Annotated in this window: 17 protein-coding genes; all 17 read right to left on the bottom strand. The window is 61.0% G+C overall.

Features of this window, described 5'->3' with window-relative positions; all coding sequences use genetic code 11:
• Positions 1–81 precede the first annotated feature (81 nt).
• The 17 genes from ACZYSM_RS01255 to ACZYSM_RS01175 are packed head-to-tail and all read right to left on the bottom strand — an operon-like array spanning position 82 to position 16,452.
• Positions 82–1,308 (bottom strand): beta-ketoacyl-ACP synthase, encoded by a 1,227-nt coding sequence (locus tag ACZYSM_RS01255; RefSeq protein WP_489068064.1) that lies wholly within the window; start codon positions 1,306–1,308, stop codon positions 82–84.
• A complete protein-coding gene (fabG, locus tag ACZYSM_RS01250) occupies positions 1,308–2,036 on the bottom strand; it encodes a 3-oxoacyl-ACP reductase FabG (protein ID WP_489068062.1) in 729 nt (242 codons plus the stop codon). The genes ACZYSM_RS01255 and fabG overlap by 1 nt, the downstream gene beginning before the upstream one ends.
• A complete protein-coding gene (locus ACZYSM_RS01245; protein ID WP_489068060.1) occupies positions 2,033–2,506 on the bottom strand; it encodes a hotdog family protein in 474 nt (157 codons plus the stop codon). The genes fabG and ACZYSM_RS01245 overlap by 4 nt, the downstream gene beginning before the upstream one ends.
• On the bottom strand, positions 2,503–3,699 hold the full coding sequence (locus ACZYSM_RS01240) for a beta-ketoacyl-[acyl-carrier-protein] synthase family protein (RefSeq protein ID WP_489068058.1): 1,197 nt from the start codon (positions 3,697–3,699) through the stop codon (positions 2,503–2,505). Before ACZYSM_RS01240 ends, ACZYSM_RS01245 begins: the two co-directional genes overlap by 4 nt.
• Entirely contained in the window at positions 3,696–4,181 is a 486-nt protein-coding gene (locus tag ACZYSM_RS01235; protein ID WP_489068056.1) for a hypothetical protein, read from the bottom strand. The genes ACZYSM_RS01240 and ACZYSM_RS01235 overlap by 4 nt, the downstream gene beginning before the upstream one ends.
• Positions 4,181–4,912 carry a class I SAM-dependent methyltransferase gene (locus tag ACZYSM_RS01230; RefSeq protein WP_489068054.1) on the bottom strand — a complete coding sequence of 244 codons (732 nt, stop codon included), beginning with the start codon at positions 4,910–4,912 and terminating at the stop codon, positions 4,181–4,183. Before ACZYSM_RS01230 ends, ACZYSM_RS01235 begins: the two co-directional genes overlap by 1 nt.
• Positions 4,909–6,156, bottom strand: coding sequence for an NAD(P)/FAD-dependent oxidoreductase (locus ACZYSM_RS01225; protein ID WP_489068052.1), 1,248 nt, complete (start codon positions 6,154–6,156; stop codon positions 4,909–4,911). Before ACZYSM_RS01225 ends, ACZYSM_RS01230 begins: the two co-directional genes overlap by 4 nt.
• Complete coding sequence (locus ACZYSM_RS01220) at positions 6,143–7,303, bottom strand: sodium:proton antiporter (RefSeq protein WP_489068050.1); 1,161 nt, start codon at positions 7,301–7,303, stop codon at positions 6,143–6,145. The genes ACZYSM_RS01225 and ACZYSM_RS01220 overlap by 14 nt, the downstream gene beginning before the upstream one ends.
• Complete coding sequence (locus ACZYSM_RS01215) at positions 7,300–9,639, bottom strand: MMPL family transporter (RefSeq protein ID WP_489068048.1); 2,340 nt, start codon at positions 9,637–9,639, stop codon at positions 7,300–7,302. Before ACZYSM_RS01215 ends, ACZYSM_RS01220 begins: the two co-directional genes overlap by 4 nt.
• Complete coding sequence (locus ACZYSM_RS01210) at positions 9,623–10,372, bottom strand: outer membrane lipoprotein carrier protein LolA (RefSeq protein WP_489068046.1); 750 nt, start codon at positions 10,370–10,372, stop codon at positions 9,623–9,625. The genes ACZYSM_RS01215 and ACZYSM_RS01210 overlap by 17 nt, the downstream gene beginning before the upstream one ends.
• Positions 10,369–10,794, bottom strand: a complete 426-nt coding sequence (locus tag ACZYSM_RS01205; protein ID WP_489068044.1) for an acyl-CoA thioesterase — start codon at positions 10,792–10,794, stop codon at positions 10,369–10,371. Before ACZYSM_RS01205 ends, ACZYSM_RS01210 begins: the two co-directional genes overlap by 4 nt.
• Positions 10,787–12,331: an HAL/PAL/TAL family ammonia-lyase gene (locus ACZYSM_RS01200; RefSeq protein WP_489068042.1), complete on the bottom strand. Its 1,545-nt coding sequence runs from the start codon at positions 12,329–12,331 to the stop codon at positions 10,787–10,789. The genes ACZYSM_RS01205 and ACZYSM_RS01200 overlap by 8 nt, the downstream gene beginning before the upstream one ends.
• Entirely contained in the window at positions 12,312–13,256 is a 945-nt protein-coding gene (locus ACZYSM_RS01195) for a lysophospholipid acyltransferase family protein (RefSeq protein ID WP_489068040.1), read from the bottom strand. The genes ACZYSM_RS01200 and ACZYSM_RS01195 overlap by 20 nt, the downstream gene beginning before the upstream one ends.
• The gene (locus ACZYSM_RS01190; protein ID WP_489068038.1) at positions 13,253–13,987 is read right to left on the bottom strand and encodes a glycosyltransferase family 2 protein; all 735 of its coding nucleotides are present in this window, start codon (positions 13,985–13,987) and stop codon (positions 13,253–13,255) included. Before ACZYSM_RS01190 ends, ACZYSM_RS01195 begins: the two co-directional genes overlap by 4 nt.
• Positions 13,980–15,659: an ApeI family dehydratase gene (locus ACZYSM_RS01185; RefSeq protein ID WP_489068036.1), complete on the bottom strand. Its 1,680-nt coding sequence runs from the start codon at positions 15,657–15,659 to the stop codon at positions 13,980–13,982. Before ACZYSM_RS01185 ends, ACZYSM_RS01190 begins: the two co-directional genes overlap by 8 nt.
• Complete coding sequence (locus ACZYSM_RS01180) at positions 15,656–16,201, bottom strand: COG4648 family protein (protein ID WP_489068034.1); 546 nt, start codon at positions 16,199–16,201, stop codon at positions 15,656–15,658. Before ACZYSM_RS01180 ends, ACZYSM_RS01185 begins: the two co-directional genes overlap by 4 nt.
• Positions 16,198–16,452, bottom strand: a complete 255-nt coding sequence (locus ACZYSM_RS01175) for an acyl carrier protein (protein WP_489068032.1) — start codon at positions 16,450–16,452, stop codon at positions 16,198–16,200. The genes ACZYSM_RS01180 and ACZYSM_RS01175 overlap by 4 nt, the downstream gene beginning before the upstream one ends.
• Positions 16,453–16,457 lie beyond the last annotated feature (5 nt).

The following is a 16,457-nucleotide window of genomic DNA, read 5'->3' as shown; positions in this document are numbered from 1 at the left end:
GGATGTACTCGGTCAGCGTAGGACTGCCACAGGCGGCGATCTTTTGATCTTGATGTTCACTACGCCGTCTTAGCGGCTCGTTTACGACCAGCGGCGGAAGATCAGAGAGGTGTTGACGCCCCCGAAGGCAAAGTTGTTGTTCATCACATATTGGTTGCTCATCTGCCGGAATTCGCTGCGCAGGTAGTCCAGTTCGCCGCAACGCGGGTCGATGTCATCGAGGTTGAGGGTGTGCACGTACAGGTCGCGGTTCATCATCTCGATGCTGAACCATGACTCCAGCGCACCACAGGCACCGAGGGTGTGGCCCAGGAAGCTCTTCTGCGAACTGATGGGCATACGGCTGCCGAACAGGCTGTTGGTGGCGTGGGTTTCGGCGATGTCGCCCTGCTCGGTTGCGGTGCCGTGGCCGTTGACGTAGCCGATGTCGGAGGGTTGCAGCCCGGCATCTTCCAGTGCCAACTCCATGGCCCGGCGCATGGTGGTTTGTTCTGGGCGGGTGGCGTGCTGGCCGTCAGCGTTGCTGCCGAAACCGACGATCTCGGCATGAATATGCGCACCGCGAGCCAGTGCGTGTTCCAGTTCTTCAAGCACCAGCATGCCGCCGCCTTCACCAATGACCAAACCGTCGCGACCGCTGTCGTAAGGACGCGGGCTGGTCTGTGGTGCATCGTTTTTCAGGCTGGTGGCGTACAGCGCGTCGAAGACCATGGCTTCGGTCGGGCACAGCTCTTCGGCACCACCTGCGAGCATCAGCGGCAGGCGGCCGAATTTGATCGACTCATAGGCGTAACCGATGCCTTGGCTGCCGCTGGTGCAGGCGCTGGACGTCGGGATCAACCGGCCGGTGAGGCCGAAGAAGATGCTGATATTTGCCGCGGTGGTGTGCGGCATCATGCGTACGTAGGAGTTGGCGTTCAGACCTTCTGCGACCGAGTTCAGCAGCATCTTGCCGAAGGCTTTGATCTCGTCGGTGCTACCGGTGGACGAGCCACAGGACACGCCCATGCGGCCGTCCTTGATCGAGGCATCGCCCAGCAATCCGGCGTCTGCCAGGGCTTGCTCAGCGGCGCCAACCGCCAGGCGCGAGACCCGGCCCATGCTGCGCAATTGCTTGCGGGTCCAATGCGCGGGCACTTTGAAGTCATCGATGGGCCCGGCCAGTCGGGTGTTCAATTCAGTGAAACGGTCCCACTCATCCATGCGCCGAATGCCGCTGCGGTTGGCGCGGAAGTTGGCGGCGATGGTTTCCCAATCGCTGCCCAGCGAGGTGATGCCGGCCATGCCGGTGACGACGACGCGTTTCATCAACACAGGCCTCCGTTGACGGCCAGAACCTGCCGGGTGATATAGGACGCTTCAGCAGACATCAGGAAATTCACCGCGCTGGCGACCTCTTCAGGCGTGCCCATGCGTTGTGCAGGGATCATTTTCATCAATTCTTCCACCGGGACGTTCTCGTCGAGCATTGCCGTGTCAATCAAGCCCGGAGCCACACAGTTGACAGTGATCTTGCGTTTGCCCAGTTCGATGGCCAAGGCCTTGGCGGCACCGATCAATCCGGCCTTGGAGGCGCTGTAGTTGACCTGCCCACGATTGCCGATCAGCCCCGAAACGGAGGTGATGCAGACAATTCGTCCGGCGGCGCGACGACGGATCATCGGCATCATCACCGGGTGCAGCACATTGTAGAAACCGTCCAGGTTGGTGCGCATCACCACGTCCCAGTCTTCCTCGCTCAGCGCCGGAAAGGCGCCGTCGCGGGTCAGGCCGGCGTTCAGTACCACGCCGTAATAGGCACCATGGGTGTCGACGTCGGCTTCGAGAATGGCTTTGCAGCTGGCGCGATCGGACACGTCGAATTGCAGGATGCGCGCGCTACGCCCCAGCGCCTGGACTTCGGCCTGAACCGCTTGGGCATCGCTGCGGCCGCTGCGGCAATGCAGCACCAAATCAAAGCCAGCCTGGGCCAGACGCAAAGCAATGGCGCGGCCGATACCACGGCTGGAGCCGGTGACCAGTACGGATTCAGTCATGGCTGGGTTCCTGTTGAAGAGGCAGGGGATTCATGAAGATAGTGAGCCGGCTGAGGCGGGCAGAACACATTCAGGCGCGCCGTGGCATGGATACCGGGTGCGTTGATGTGGCATTCGAATACGCCCATGCCGTTGTCGACTTCCAGTGAGCGCAGGGCGTGGATGGTCAGTTCGGTGCCGACGGGAAAATGTTCCACATTGCATACAAATTTACGCGTACCGAGCAGAAATCCCAACTCGACGGCATTGCCTAGCAGTCGCGCACGACAACCGGCATAGGCGGCGACGCTCTGTGCCATCAGCTCGACACCGACCCAGGCTGGCAGGCTTCCGTCTGCCTGGTTGAACAAACCGCCGGGTTTGACGGTTAGGCGGGTGTGGATCTGCTCTTCATCGAACGACAGGATCTGATCGATCAGGATCATGTCGCCAGAGTGGGGAATCAGTTCGGCGAGCGGCCAATCAATCATGGGGCATCTCCGATAATCAGGCTGACGTTGTTGCCACCGAAGGCAAAGGAGTTGCTCATCAGGCAGCGCGGTGCAGTTTGGTCGAGGCGATCAGCGGCCGTCACCCAGCTCAGCGCCGGTAACTCGGGATCGGCCTGGCCGTCCCAGACATGCGGCGGCAAGGCGTGTTCGGTGTTGTCGGCGCTCAGGCTCAGCCAGCAGAAGGCGGCTTCCAACGCGCCGGCCGCGCCGAGGGTGTGGCCGCTCATGGGTTTGGTCGATGAGCAGAGCACCCCGCCGGGAAACATTGTTGCGACCGCCAGGCTTTCCATGGCGTCGTTGTGTTGCGTCGCGGTGCCGTGCAGGTTCAGGTAACCGATCTGTTCGGGCTGCAAGTGTGCGCAGCTCAAGGCTTTGTCCATGGCTTGCAGTGCACCGCGACCACTCGGTTCTGGTGCTGAAATATGGTGGGCATCGGAACTCGCGCCGCCGCCCAGCAAGGCAATCGGCTGCTTACCGTTGGCGCTTTTGCTCATCAGGAACAGCACCGCCGCTTCGCCGATATTGATGCCATTGCGATTGACCGAAAACGGATTGCAACGCTGCTCGGACACCGCTTCCAGCGCCGAAAAACCATTGAGGGTCAGCTTGCACAAACTGTCGGCACCGCCGCACAGCACCGCGTCGCACAGGCCCAGGTCCAACAGCCGTTGAGCACTCATCAAGGCGCGGGCGCTGGAAGTGCAGGCGGTGGAAATCACATAGGCCGGGCCGCTCAATTGCAGCCAGTCTGCGAGGAAATTCGCCGGAGCGCTGAGTTCCTGTTGCTGATAGTCGTAGTCGGCGGGGAACTGCCCGTCGCGTATGTAGCTGGCAATACTGCGACTGGCTTCATCGATACCTGAGGTGCTGGTACCGAGGACGACACCGATGCGACTGCGGCCGTAGACCTGAATCGCTTGGTCGATGTCATCACGAATTTGCAGCGCGGCTTCCAGCAACAATTGGTTATTGCGGCTGCTTTGCTGGTTCAGTTCGGTGGGAATGCTCGCCAGTTCGCCCTGCACCGCCGCCACGGGCAACGCACGATCAGGCACCCAGCCCGCTTCGAGGCGCATCCCTGAGCAATCTCCGGCAAACAGATTGCGCGCGACTTCGTGCTTGTTGCGGCCTAAACCGCAGATCAGCCCAAGGGCATTCAAATAAGCCGTCATGGTGAGGTCTCGGCGGTCAGTGGAGTGATGTGATAGTGCAGGCTTTGAGGCAGGTTCAGCTCAAAGTCCAAAGGCTGTTGATAGCGAATTTTCCAGCGTGGGCCGAGGGAGCGATGCGAGCCTTGTTGCTGCGCCGTTGGATAGTTACCGGGCAGTTCGCCCTCAGGCGTCAAGGCGAACAACAGCGCGGCAAACAGCTCGCGGGCTTCGGGGTTGGGCGGTAGCAAGCCATCGGCCTGCCACGCGCCGTCAATCAGCCGCTGACGGGCCAGTGGGATCCCCAGCGGGTCCATCAATGACCAGCGGATGCTTTGCCCTTCACGCTGGATCACCAGCAGCCAGTCCTGACGTTGCTTGGCCTGCTGACGTTCGATGTGCAATTGCAGCGGCAACGGCAGGTTCGGGCTTCTCTCGGGCAGCGGCGCCTGGCTGGCGCAGGCGCTCAGCAGCAGGACAGAGCTCAAGAGTAGGGCACGGATCATCAGACGTTACCTTCAAGGGGTTTGCGTGCGACCACGTTGATCAGCGTCTCTTCCCGTTGGCCGAAGGGTTTTGCACGGTGTAGGCCGAAGCGTTCCAGCAGGCCGAAATCCTTCGAACGGCTCCACCACAGATAAGGGTAAGACACGTTTTGCGGGCCGAATTCAAATCCTTGATCGCGGATCATCTGCAGGTATTGCTCAGCGCTCTTCTGTACATGCATCGGATGGCGGAACAGCCAGCGGATCACCCAGGTGTCGATATAGGCTTCGGTGGACTCGGCGAACAGCAGATAGCCGCCAGGCTTGAGCACCCGATAAAACTGGGCGAGCGCTTGTTCCTGTTCCACCAAGTGATGAAAGGTCTGGTGGCAAAACAGCAGATCGACGCTGGCGTCCGGCATATCCAGGGTCGCGCAGTCGCTGCAGATCAGCTCGACGTTCATGTCCTGGCGATGAGCTTCTTCGTCACTCAAGGTCAGGCTGTGAGGGTCGGCATCCAGACCGATCAGGCGTTGCGGCGCAAACACCTGGCGCAGGTACTGGAACGACTTACCCTGACCGCAACCGGCATCCAGCAGCACCGGATGACTCGGCAACTCATCGCAGAACAGTTTGCGCAGATCGTTGATCGCCACCCGCAGCACATGGTGCTGCCAGGTGTGGCTGCGCAGGAACCAGAAGCCGAAACGGGTTTCTTCGACGTAACTGCTGCTCAAATATTGGCTGGTCATTGCGCATCACTCGCGCAGATCTCCGAGAGCATCCGCAGACGGCGCTTGGGTTCGCTGACAAACGGGTTGCGCTCATCCCAGGCGTAGCCGGCGAGGATCGAACTGATCATGCGGCGAATTTCCGGCGTACCACCCGAATGGAAAATTACATCCTGGAATGTCCCGGTATACCAGCCCTCGACGTAGCAGCGGAAAGTATCTACGCCGCGTTTCAGGGGGATAGCGAACTCGCTTTGCCAGTCGACACTTTCACCCTGCAGTTGGCGATGCAGCACGCCGGCGGCCATGCTCGCCGAACGCATGGCGATGGTCACCCCGGAGGAGAACACCGGGTCGAGGAATTCTGTCGCGTTGCCGAGCAAGGCGAAGCCCGGCCCGTGCAGGGTTTTGACGTTGGCCGAATAGCCGCCAATGGTTCGCGCTGGGGTGTCCCATACGGCGTTTTGCAGCACGCCTTGCAAGCTTGGGGTTTCAGCGATAAAACCGCGCAGGCACTCATCCAGATTGCTGCTGCGATCTGCAAAGTGCTCTTTTGCGGCGACCACACCCACCGAGCAGCGACCGTTGCTGAACGGGATAGTCCAGAACCAGATATCGCGATGGATCGGGTGGGTGGTGATGAGAATTTTCTCCCGCTCGAAACCCAGGCTGTTGATGTGGTCTTCAACATGGGTGAACACCGCCTGACGCACCGGGAAATTCGACGGCGCTTCCAGGTCCAGCAAGCGCGGCAATACGCGGCCATAACCGCTGGCATCCAGCACGAAGTCCGCCTCGATTCGGTATTCACTGCCATCTTCGCGACGAGCGCTCAGTTGAGGTTTCGGCAGGTTGAAATCGACGCTGATAATCTCTTCGCCGTAACGGATCTCCACGCCCTGCAACTCGGCCTGATCGGCCAGCAGTTTGTCGAAATCGGCGCGCTGAACCTGGAAGGTGGTTGGCTTGCCGTTGCTGAAGGTGTCGCCGAAATCGAAGGCACTGTAGCGCTCGCCCCAAGCGAAGGCCGCACCGTTTTTCATCTGAAAGCCGGCGGCCTTTACGGCGTCGAGCATGCCGGCTTCTTCGACGAAATCCAGGCAGTGAGACAGCAGGCTTTCGCCGATGGAAAACCGTGGAAAGTGCTGGCGCTCGATAATCAGTACATCATGGCCTTTGCGCTTGAGCAGCGCGGCGGCGATCGCACCGGAAGGGCCGGCACCAATCACTACAACCCGGCGACGTTCCATTTCAACTGTTGGCACTGGTGCTCCTTGCCGGGACGGCGGCCTGTAAAGGAATACGACGGATACCGGCGAGTGCCGGCAGCAACGTTGCGATCAAACCCATCAGCATCAGCGCGAAGTACAGCGCCGGGCTGATCAGCTGTTGTTGCAGCAGCAGGTTGAGAAAGACAATCTCGCTCAATCCACGAATGTTCAGCAGCAGACTTTCCCGCCAGCGGCTGGCACCGACAAAGGATGCACCGGCCCAGCCCAAACCGAGCCAGTTGCCCAGCAGTTTGCTGAGGATTGGCAAGACCAGCAACGCGCCAAGCTGAACCCAGCTGAGGCTGTCCATGGCGCTGTGTACGTTGATCTGCACAATGCCGAAGGTCAGGATCAGTGGAATCGCGATATGGGTCTGTAAACGATTCATCCAGGCTGCCTTTAACGGCAGCACCAGCGGCAGCTTGAGGGCGGCCATGCAGAGCAAATAGCCGATACCGAAAATCAGCGCATTGAGCTTGTAGTGTTCGGCGACCACCAGCAAGCCGAAGAAGCCCAGGCTGTGGAGCAGCGGCTGGCGCAGGCCAAGTACGCGCAGCAGCAACGGCAGGCAGGCGCCGGCCAGCGGCAACAACAGGCTACTCAGGTGCAGGCTGCCCTGGGCAATGGCGAACAGACTCCAGCAGGTCAGGTCGATGAGGATGGCGGTCTGCACCAGTCGGCGAGTTGCCGCAGGTGGATAGTCGATGTGTCGCAGGTACAGATAGAGCACCGGAATCGCAGTAATCGCGAACAGCAAACCCACCGCCAGCGAACTCAGCCACGGCTGGCTCGGCAACAGCCAGAAGGCAGTGACCAGCCCGACGGCGAACGGAATGCAGAAGCTCGGCAGCGCGATTTTCAGGCTCTGGCGATCCAGCCGCAGGTCGATCACGTCGCTCAGAATATGCCCCAGCAGCAGCGCGAAGCTCAGGCTGTAGAGGTTTTTCAGCCACCCCGGCGACACCAATTCGGCACCGCTCAACTGCCAGTGCGGTTCGATCCACAACAGCATCAACAGCGGCAGGCCGAAAGTCGCCAGCAGCAACTGGCTGACAATCGGGATTAGCCCGAAGTGACGACCCACACGGGTCGCCACGGCGAACAGCGCCAAGGCCAGCAGCCAGAACAACGCGATCATCATGCTGCCGGCTCTGTGACGGGTGCGGTGTGGGCCTGACGCTTGGCCCATGGCGCGAGAATGAAGCTGAAGGCCAGCCCCAGGCTCACCGACAAACCGAAGTTGCTCACCGCCGGTGTGCTGGAAATCGCCAGCAGGCCGAATGACAGCCAGGTGGTCGCTGCCGCCAGCAGGGTGCCGAGCAGGCTCACCGCCGCGCCGCCAATTTGCTCACGCATGAGGATTGCATAGTCGACGCTGATGGCCGTCACCAGCAGCAGGCCGAACAGGCTGAATAGCGTCAGTGGTTGTCCGAGCCAGCCGAGGCTGGCCAGGCTGCACAGTGCCGCCAGTAACGGCAGTGCGACGATCCGCAGCGCTCCACCGAAGCCAAACGGCAGGATCAGCAGCAACACGATCAGGATGCAAGACATCAGCTTCAATTCAGCGGCGCTGATTTGGGTCGCGGCGAAGACTTTGTTCAGATCCCCCAATCGATCGACTAATTGCACTCCGGGCAAATCCAGCGCCTGAACCCGCAACAATTCCGGGTTATTCAACCCTTGCAGGCTGACCAACCCGGCCACGCCATCGCTGGAGGCACCCAGCCATAGTGGGCGCCACGGCTCGGCCAGCGGTCCGGTCAGGGCGGCGTCGATGTCTTGGATGGGTAGCGCCTGCAACTGCGTCAGCTCGGCTTGCAGCGCGCTGGCCGGTATGCCGAGGTCGAGCAGCGGTTGCCAGAACTGCGGCAGTTTGTTCAGTGCCTCGCGAACCTGTTGTTGTTCGCTGGGTTGGCTGACCAGTTGATTCAACGACAGATAGCCTTGCAGCTTGTCCAGACTGACCAGCTGATGCAGGCGTTGGTCGAGTGCCTTCTGACGTTCGAGCAGTTGTTGCTGATCGGCCGCCCGCACCAGGAAGAACTGGCTGGTAGGCTGATAACCGGTGATCCGCGCAATCGCCTGAGCTTCGTTCATCAATTGTGGCGGTGCGCTGATCCATTGGCGGATGTCGTTCTTGGTGGTGAGTTGCCACAGGCCGCCGGCACAAAACAGCACCAGCAACCCCAGCAGAATCGGGCTGCGAACCCGACGCAGCAAGGCTTCGCGCGTGTTCACCAAAAACTGTGCGACGTGCAGCGGCCACTGTGCCGGTCGCAGATCGGTGCCCTTGAGCATTGCCGGCAGCAAGCACACGGCAGACAAATAAGCGCCGAGCAAACCGGCGGCGGAGAACACCGCGATTTGGGTCAATGCCGGAAACGGTGTCCAGGCCAGCGCCAGGTAGCCGATGCAACTGGTGGCCAGGCTCAAGGTCAGCCCCGGCAGGGTCAGGCGCAACGCCGGCCAGCTGTGCCAGGGTTTCAGACTCCAGCTCTTGGACAGGTAATGCAGCGGGTAGTCCACCGCCACGCCGATCAGGCTCGACCCCAACACTAGCGTTATCACGTGCATATGGCCGAACAGCGCCACGCAAGCCACCGCGCCAAACAGCATGCCCACCAGCACTGGAACGAAGGCCAGCAGCACGCGAAAGCGGCGGAAGGCTAACAGCAGTAGCAACAGAATGCCGGCAGTGGCGCCGCCGCCGACCCAGGTGATCTCGCGGGTTGCCTGTTGCTGACCATTGGCCGCGTACAGCAGCCCGCTGGCAGCGAGCAATTGCACATTGGCCTGTGCCGCTTGTTCGCGGCTGTGTTTCAGTAGCTCGGCCACTTGCAGTGGCAAGTGCATGTCGAAAGCGTTGCCCTGAGTGCGAGCCCGCAGCAGCACCCAACTCTTGCCGTCGGCGTCAGCGATCAACGCGCCGCTACCAATGTCCAGCTGCACCGCGCCGTGCTGCGGCTGGCTGTTCTGGATGCGTCCGGTCAAACCCAGCCAGTCGTCCTGGCTTGGCACCAGACTGAACCCTGTGAAGGGGTCGAACAGCGCTTGTACGCGCTGCTGGATAAATGCCTGCGGTTGCTCGATCAGCTGTTGTCGATCTGCCGCGGAGAGCATCGCCACTCGCCCTTGCAGCAACTGCGTGCGCAACGCAGGCAGGTCCGCTTGCAGGTTCCACTGGACCTTCTCGAACAAGCCACTGGCCTGCCAGTGCTCGCCCAGTTGCTGAGCCATGGCGATGGCTTGTTGGCGATCGGCGTGCCCAACCAATACCAGTATTTCGCGGTTAAGTGGTTCTTGCATGCGCTGTTCGGCGCGCAGCTCCAGTGCATCCGGCGCGGTGCCCGGTACCAGTTCCATCAGGTTGGCGGACAGCGGTGCAGCGCCGCGCCATTGCCAGCCGGCCAGGGCCAATACGGCCACCAGCAGGATCAGAAACAGTCGCGGCAACCAGCGTTCACTCGGCAAAGTCATGTTGCTCCGAATCGCTCAGAGGTTTGAAGCGGGTGGTGTCCAGCATGCGCAATACGGTGCTGTCACCTTGGGTTTCCAGTAGCTCGATGCGTTGCACCAATGCACCGCCATCGATGTTGATCTGGGTGAAAACCTGCTTGAGCAGCAAAGAACGCGGGGTCAGCGCCAATTTCCATTGTTGGGCGTCGCCTTGCAGTTGCAGGTCGAAGTCCCGTTGCAGGCCACTGCTGTCACCCTGCAGCACCGCAAGGAACAAGCGGTTCTGCTCGGCGCCGGCGCTCTTGTTCGGCAGCATTTGCCAACCGTTGCCGTCACGTCGTGCGATGCCCTTGGCGCTGATGCGGTAGTCCTGTTGCAGCGGAGTCTTGAGCAGCCAGAGCAAACCGTGATCTTTCGCCAGCACGAAAGTGCCTTTGCTGGTCAGCGGCTGGGGTAGGGCGCGCAGGTGCTTTTCCTGGATGAAGTTGCCGTGGATCACTTCTGGTTTAGCCAGTTGATCGCTGAGTTGTTGCAGGTCGAAGGCTTGCGCCAACGACGAAAAGCCGAGCAACAGCAGCAGGCTCAACCACACCTTGTAGCCGCTGGCGAAGCCTGCGTCCGGCCGCGAAGCGGTCGCAATTTGGGTTCCCCTATTTCGATTCAGAATCCGGGATTCAGGTTTTACGACCGCTTCGCGGCCGGCCACAGCCTGGCGGCAGTTGCTACAGGGGGGCGTGGATCCGAACAGGCTCATGGCAGCACCTTCTCAACGGCGTCGATAAACACTTTCGGCGATGCCAGCTGCATTTCGCGGCTGGCGAGGTCCACCGCAACCTGCACCGAACTGGCGCGGGTCAGGCGTTCGGCACTGTCGAGGTCGCTGATCAGGTAGCTGATCTTCAGGCGGTTTTCCCACTCTACCAAGCTGGCGCGCACGTTGAGTTTCTGGCCGAACGTGGCGCCGCGTACGTAGCGCAGTTGCAGGTCGATCACCGGCCACGCGTAGCCGGACTCTTTCATGTGCGTGTAGTTGTGGCCGATCTTGTCTAGCAGGGCGCAGCGGGCGATTTCCAGGTATTTGACGTAATGGCCGTGCCAGACCACGTCCATCGTGTCGATGTCGAAGAACGGCACGAGGATTTCCGTATCAGCGTGAATCACTCCCTTGCTACGCATGCAGCCTCCAGTGTTGTTCGGCGATACGTTGCAGGCACAGGCGCAATTCGGCTTCCAGCGCACGGTCTTCAATGACCGGCGGGAAGTCCTTGGCCAATTCTTCGTGCATCTCGGCCAAGGCCGGCGGCAATGGCCGCGCGTCTTCAGCCTGGCTGCGCAGCCAAACGCCTTGATTGGCCGCCAGCAGGGTGGCGGCGGCGACTTGTTCAGTCAGCTCCAGTACGCGGATCGCATCGCGGGCGGCGATAGTGCCCATGCTGACTTTGTCCTGGTTATGGCACTCGGTGGAGCGCGAGAACACGCTGGCCGGCATGGTGTTTTTCAGGGCTTCGGCGGTCCAGGCGCTGGTACCGATCTGCACCGCTTTGAAGCCGTGGTTGAGCATCGCCCGTTCAGCGCTGGCGCCAGACAGATTGCTCGGCAAACCGTGGTTGTAACGCACGTCCACCAGCAGCGCGAGCTGTCGGTCCAGCAGGTCGGCGACATTGGCTACGAGGGTTTTCAGGCTATCCATGGCGAAGGCGATATGCCCGCCGTAGAAGTGCCCGCCGTGCAGCACGCGCTCGGCTTCGGCGTCGATGATCGGGTTGTCGTTGGCGCTGTTGAGTTCGATTTCAATGAACGAGCGCAGCCAGTTCAGGCTGTCGGCCAACACCCCGAGCACGTGGGGCGCGCAACGCAGTGAATAGCGATCTTGCAGGCGATGCAGCGGCGCGGTCGGCGCGTCGATCGCCAGGTCTTTACGCAACCACGCGGCGACCTGCATTTGCCCCGGGTGCGGTTTGGTAGCGAACAAACGCTCGTCGAAATGCTCTGGATTGCCTTGCAGCGCCACCACGTTCAGCGCGGTAATGCGTGTGGCCAGTTGCAGCAGGTAGTCGGCACGGGCGTAAGCCAGACAGGCAAGACCGGTCATCACCGCGGTGCCGTTCATCAGCGCCAGGGCTTCTTTGGGGCGCAGCACCAGCGGAGCCCAGCCGAGTTCGCTGTGCACGTCGGCCGCTTGCCTGCGCTCACCACGGAACATGACTTCACGCTCACCGGACAAGGTCGCCGCCACGTAAGACAGCGGTGTCAGATCACCGCTGGCGCCCACCGAACCCTCTTCGGGAATCAGCGGCAGAATGTCCTGATCGATGAAGGCTTGCAGACGCTCCAGCAGCTCCACCCGAACCCCGGACACGCCTTGGCAAAGCGACTGCAAACGCGCCGCCAGTACCGCACGAGTGGCCTGAGCATCGAGCATTTTGCCCAGCCCGCAGCCGTGGAAAGTGTACAGATGACGGGGCAGCGCCTCGACGTGATGCAAGGGCACCGCGACCACACAGGAATCGCCATAGCCGGTGGTGACGCCGTAGATCACGCCTTCCTTGTCCAGCAAGGAGTCGAGGAACTGCGCGCCCTTGGCGATGCGCTGACGGAACTCAGGGTCGCCTTGCAACTGCGTCGGCACCTGACGGTTGGCCAGGGCCAGCACGTCTTCGATGCGCAAAGGGAGTTCGCCGAAGGTTACCGGCTCAAGCGGATGCGTCGTCATCGGTCTTCCAGTAAGGGTAAAAGTTGAACCATTGTTGGGGCGCTTCGAGACAGTACTGCCCCAGGCGTTCGGCGTAGCGGGCGGTCCATTCGGCGATCACGTGTTCACGGTCGCTACGCTTCCAGACCACAGCCTCGGTAAAGGGTTCGAGAATCACTCGATAGCGGCCGTTGCTCTTCAGGCACATCAGCAGATTGACCGGGCATTTCAGCAGTCCGGCCAGCAGCCAGGGCCCTTGCGGAAACGCTGCCGGATGACCGAGGAAGTCGACTTGCACGATACGCCCGCCATGCAGCGGCACGCGGTCGCCGGCAATCGCCAGCCACTCGCCGCGATCCAGCCGCTGGTTGAGTTGCAGCATGATCACTGGGTCCAGCTCGCTGACCTGAATCAGCCGTAAATGGGTCGCGCCGGCTTCGCCGAGCAAGCGGTTGAAGCGTTCAGCGTGCTTGGTGTGCACCAGCACGTTCATCGTCACTTTTTCGCCCAGTTCGGCGAGGGCGCGACAGACCTCAAGGTTACCCAGGTGGGCACCCACCAACATTTGCCCGCGCTCGCCGCGAAACCGTTTGCGCAGCAGCGCCGGGTCGACGATTTCGATTTGCTCGATGCGAAGCTTGCCGTTCCACACGTCGAGCTTGTCGAGCATGGAGTCGGCGAAGGCCATGAACTGGCCAAACACCCGCCAGTGGGTTGGGCGCAATTCACTGCGTCCACTCCAGTCGGCGAGGCGTTGCTGGTATTGCCAGGCGCTTTGCCGGGCGCCGCGACCGAACAGGAAAAAGTACAAAACGATACCGTGCAGCACCGGAGTCAGCACCCGACGACCGAGCACTTTGACGCCGAACGCAATGAGCTTCATCAGCCAGAAACTGCCGCGCTCCTTGTGATCGGCCCAGTGCTCTTTGTCTGCGTTGATGCTCATGCCTGCCACCGTCGCCAAAGGATCATCGGCGCGCGCAATAGCATGCCGAAGAACAACCGGGTGTGCATGCTCGTAATCAACACGTTGTCGCGGAACAGACGGAAATGCGAGATACCGTCCTGCGGGTAATGGACCTTGGTATGCAGCCAACGCATCGGCTGATTACGCCAGGCCAGCCGCACGATGATGTCGGTGTCGAAGTCCATGTGTTTGCCGATCTTCACCGAGTTGATGAGGGCCAGGGTCGGCGGCAATGGATAGATGCGAAAGCCGCACATGGAATCGATAATCTGAAACGACAGGGTGTTGACCCAGACCCAGAAGTGAGTCAGGTAACGTGCGTATAAACGGCTCTTCGGCACGCTGGCGTCGTATTGCGGGTACCCACAAATCAGCGCTTGCGGATGCGTGCGTGACGCGTCGATGAAGGTCTCGATGTCGCGCAGGTCGTGTTGACCATCAGCATCCACTTGCAGGGCATGGCTGAAGCCCAGACGCGAAGCTTCGCGAAAACCGGCCATGACCGCACTGCCCTTGCCTTGGTTGGCCGCAAATTTCACCAAGTAAATGTGCTCACCTTCGGCAAGCTGCTCAAGCACGGCTGCGCAGGCAGGGTTACTGCCGTCGTCCACCAGTATGCAGGGCAGACCGTTGGCGAGCAGAGCCTTGACCACAGCAGGGACGGTGGTTTCGTGGTTGTAGACCGGGATGATTGCGCAGGGGTTATGCATGCGCCGCCTCCAACAAAATCCGTCCACTGGAACACGTCGTAGTGTCGTTGCGATAGGCGAAATACAGTTTGCCACGCTCACTGTCGAACCGTAGATGCAGCTGAACCTGGTCGCCGGGGCGGACCAATTGCTGAAACTTCAACACTTCCATCCCCGCAAACTTCTCCGGCAGCGGCAGCAACTGCTGACCGAGGCTCAATGCCCAATCGATTTGCACCACGCCAGGCAACACTGGCGCTTGCAGGAAGTGCCCGCTGAAGTAGGCCAGGTCCGGTGGGACCGCCAGTTGCAGGCTCCACTCGCCATAGGCCTCGACTTGCTCCAGTACTTCCGGCGCTTTCGGGCGCGGGGCCAGTAGCAGGGCTTCGACCTCGGCTTGCGGCAGTTTACCTTGGGCGTTCAACGGCAGCTGCCGCAGTAAACGCCAACGCCGCGGCAAGGCCAGGGACTCGCAATGCTGGCTGAGGTGTCGGCGAAGTTCCTGAGTCAGGGCGCGTCGACCCTGATTGCGCAGTGCATGCAGGCCTTGTTCGCTCAGTGCCACCAAGGCACCAAGGGACGCACGGTTTTCCTGAACCACACCGAGGCGCGCTTCAGCGACCCAATCGTGATTGACCAGCGCCTGTTCAAGCATCGGCAGTGAGATACGTTTTTCTTCCAGTTTGACGATACGGTCCAATCGCCCAAGTAGTTCGAAGCGCCCGTCAGAGGCGATTCGTGCGGCGTCAAAGGTCTGTTCGACATGACCTGCGGGCAAGTACGGCGAAGCAATGCGCAGCGCGCCGTCACTGTCCTGGCTCAGTTGTACATCGGCGAACGGCCGCCACAGGCTGTCGCCTTGACGCCAAGCGATGCCGCCGGTTTCCGAGCTGCCGAGAATTTCAGTCGGCCATTGCTGCAAGCGTTGCTTCAAGCTCTGCGCGGCTTCAGCGGGCAACGCGCCGCCGGAAGAAAACACTCGTCGCACATCGCTCAAGGCTGGCCAGTCGAGGTTGTCGCCCATGCGCTTTAGCAACGCCGGGCTGGCGACCCAGGCGAAGGCCGGGTGCTCGCGACTGGCGCGCTGCAAGTCTTCGGGGAACGGCAGTTGGTTACGCACGAACTGGCGCCCGGCACACAGTGGCCAGAGCACGCGGAACAGCAGACCATAAATATGCTGTGTGGCGACGCTACCGATGATGCAGGCCTCGCCCAAATCGGCGCCCCACAGTTGCTCAAGGGCTTGGACTTCGTTGGCCAGTTGCCGCAGGTTTTTTTCGATGCGCTTGGGCTCGCCGCTGGAGCCGGACGTGCACAGACTCAGGCGGCATTGGTCCAGATCCAGCTCGGCGGCGGGCAGCGGGGTTTGAAACAGATCGCTGAGAGCCGCGTCGTTTGCCTGATCCGTCAGCCACAGATCGACCTCGCTTGACCAGCGTTGACGGGTCTTGGCTTGCAGGTCTGCAGGCAACAGTACGCTGACTCCGGCGCGCCAGGCGCCGAGTAAGGCAATCGCCAGTTCACCGGCATCTTCCAGATACACGGCAATGCGCTGCACGCCGTGTGCTTGCAGGCCGGCAGCGAAGCTTAGCGACTGCTCGCATAGTTCAGTGTGATTCAATGCGGGGCCCGCCGTGACGGCGCGCCCCGACTGAGCCTTGAGCAACAGATGCTCAAGTTTTATCCAATTCATGCACGGCCTCGTACGCGTTGTCGTAATAGCCATTCAACGGCAAATAGCAAACCCATCAACCCGTAGGAGATCAGGCCGGTGTACAACGCCCACCAACTCAGCGGCGCCCAGAGGGTCAGGGCGGCGGCGAGCAATCCGTTACAGAGAAAAAACACACTCCAGGCAATCGTCACCTGACGGGTGTAGCGAATCGCTTTGTCCGGCAGCTCTGGCTCGCTCAAGCGCGCCAGACGCTCGACCATCGGCGGTCCGTATTTCAAGCTCAGGCCAAACAGCGCCAGCATGAAACTGCTGATCAGCACCGGGTACCAACGCAGCAACAGCGGGCTATCGAACAGCGCCAGCAACAGACAAAAAGCAATCGCCGCGACCGCCATCCACAGGCTGCCGAGACGCCGCACGCCGGTCAGCGCGCGGGCCAGCCACAGGCCGCCGAGCAACAGACCGAACTGCCACGGCGCAAAATGCTCCATGCCGTAATACACCGAAAAGGGGTACAACAGGCCCGCCAGCAGCAGGCCAAGGCCGATCAAGCGGCTCATGCGGCCGGTTGAACCAGGCGATAGACTGCCTCGACCACGTCACTGACAGTGCGCACCAACTTGAACTCTTCGGCGGCAATTTTCTTGCCGGTCTGGCGCTTGATATGGTCAATCAGGTCAACGGCATCAATGCTGTCGATTTCCAGATCCTGATACAGATTGGACTCGAGGGTGATTCGTTCGGGGTCCAGCTCGAAGAGTTCGACCAGGGCATCGCGCAGGGTGTTGAAAATGTCGTCACGAGTTTGCATGGTCC

The organism is Pseudomonas sp. F220, assembly GCF_057813935.1.
The sequence above is the reverse complement of the archived record's forward strand: the minus strand, read 5'-3'. Positions and strand labels throughout refer to the sequence as shown.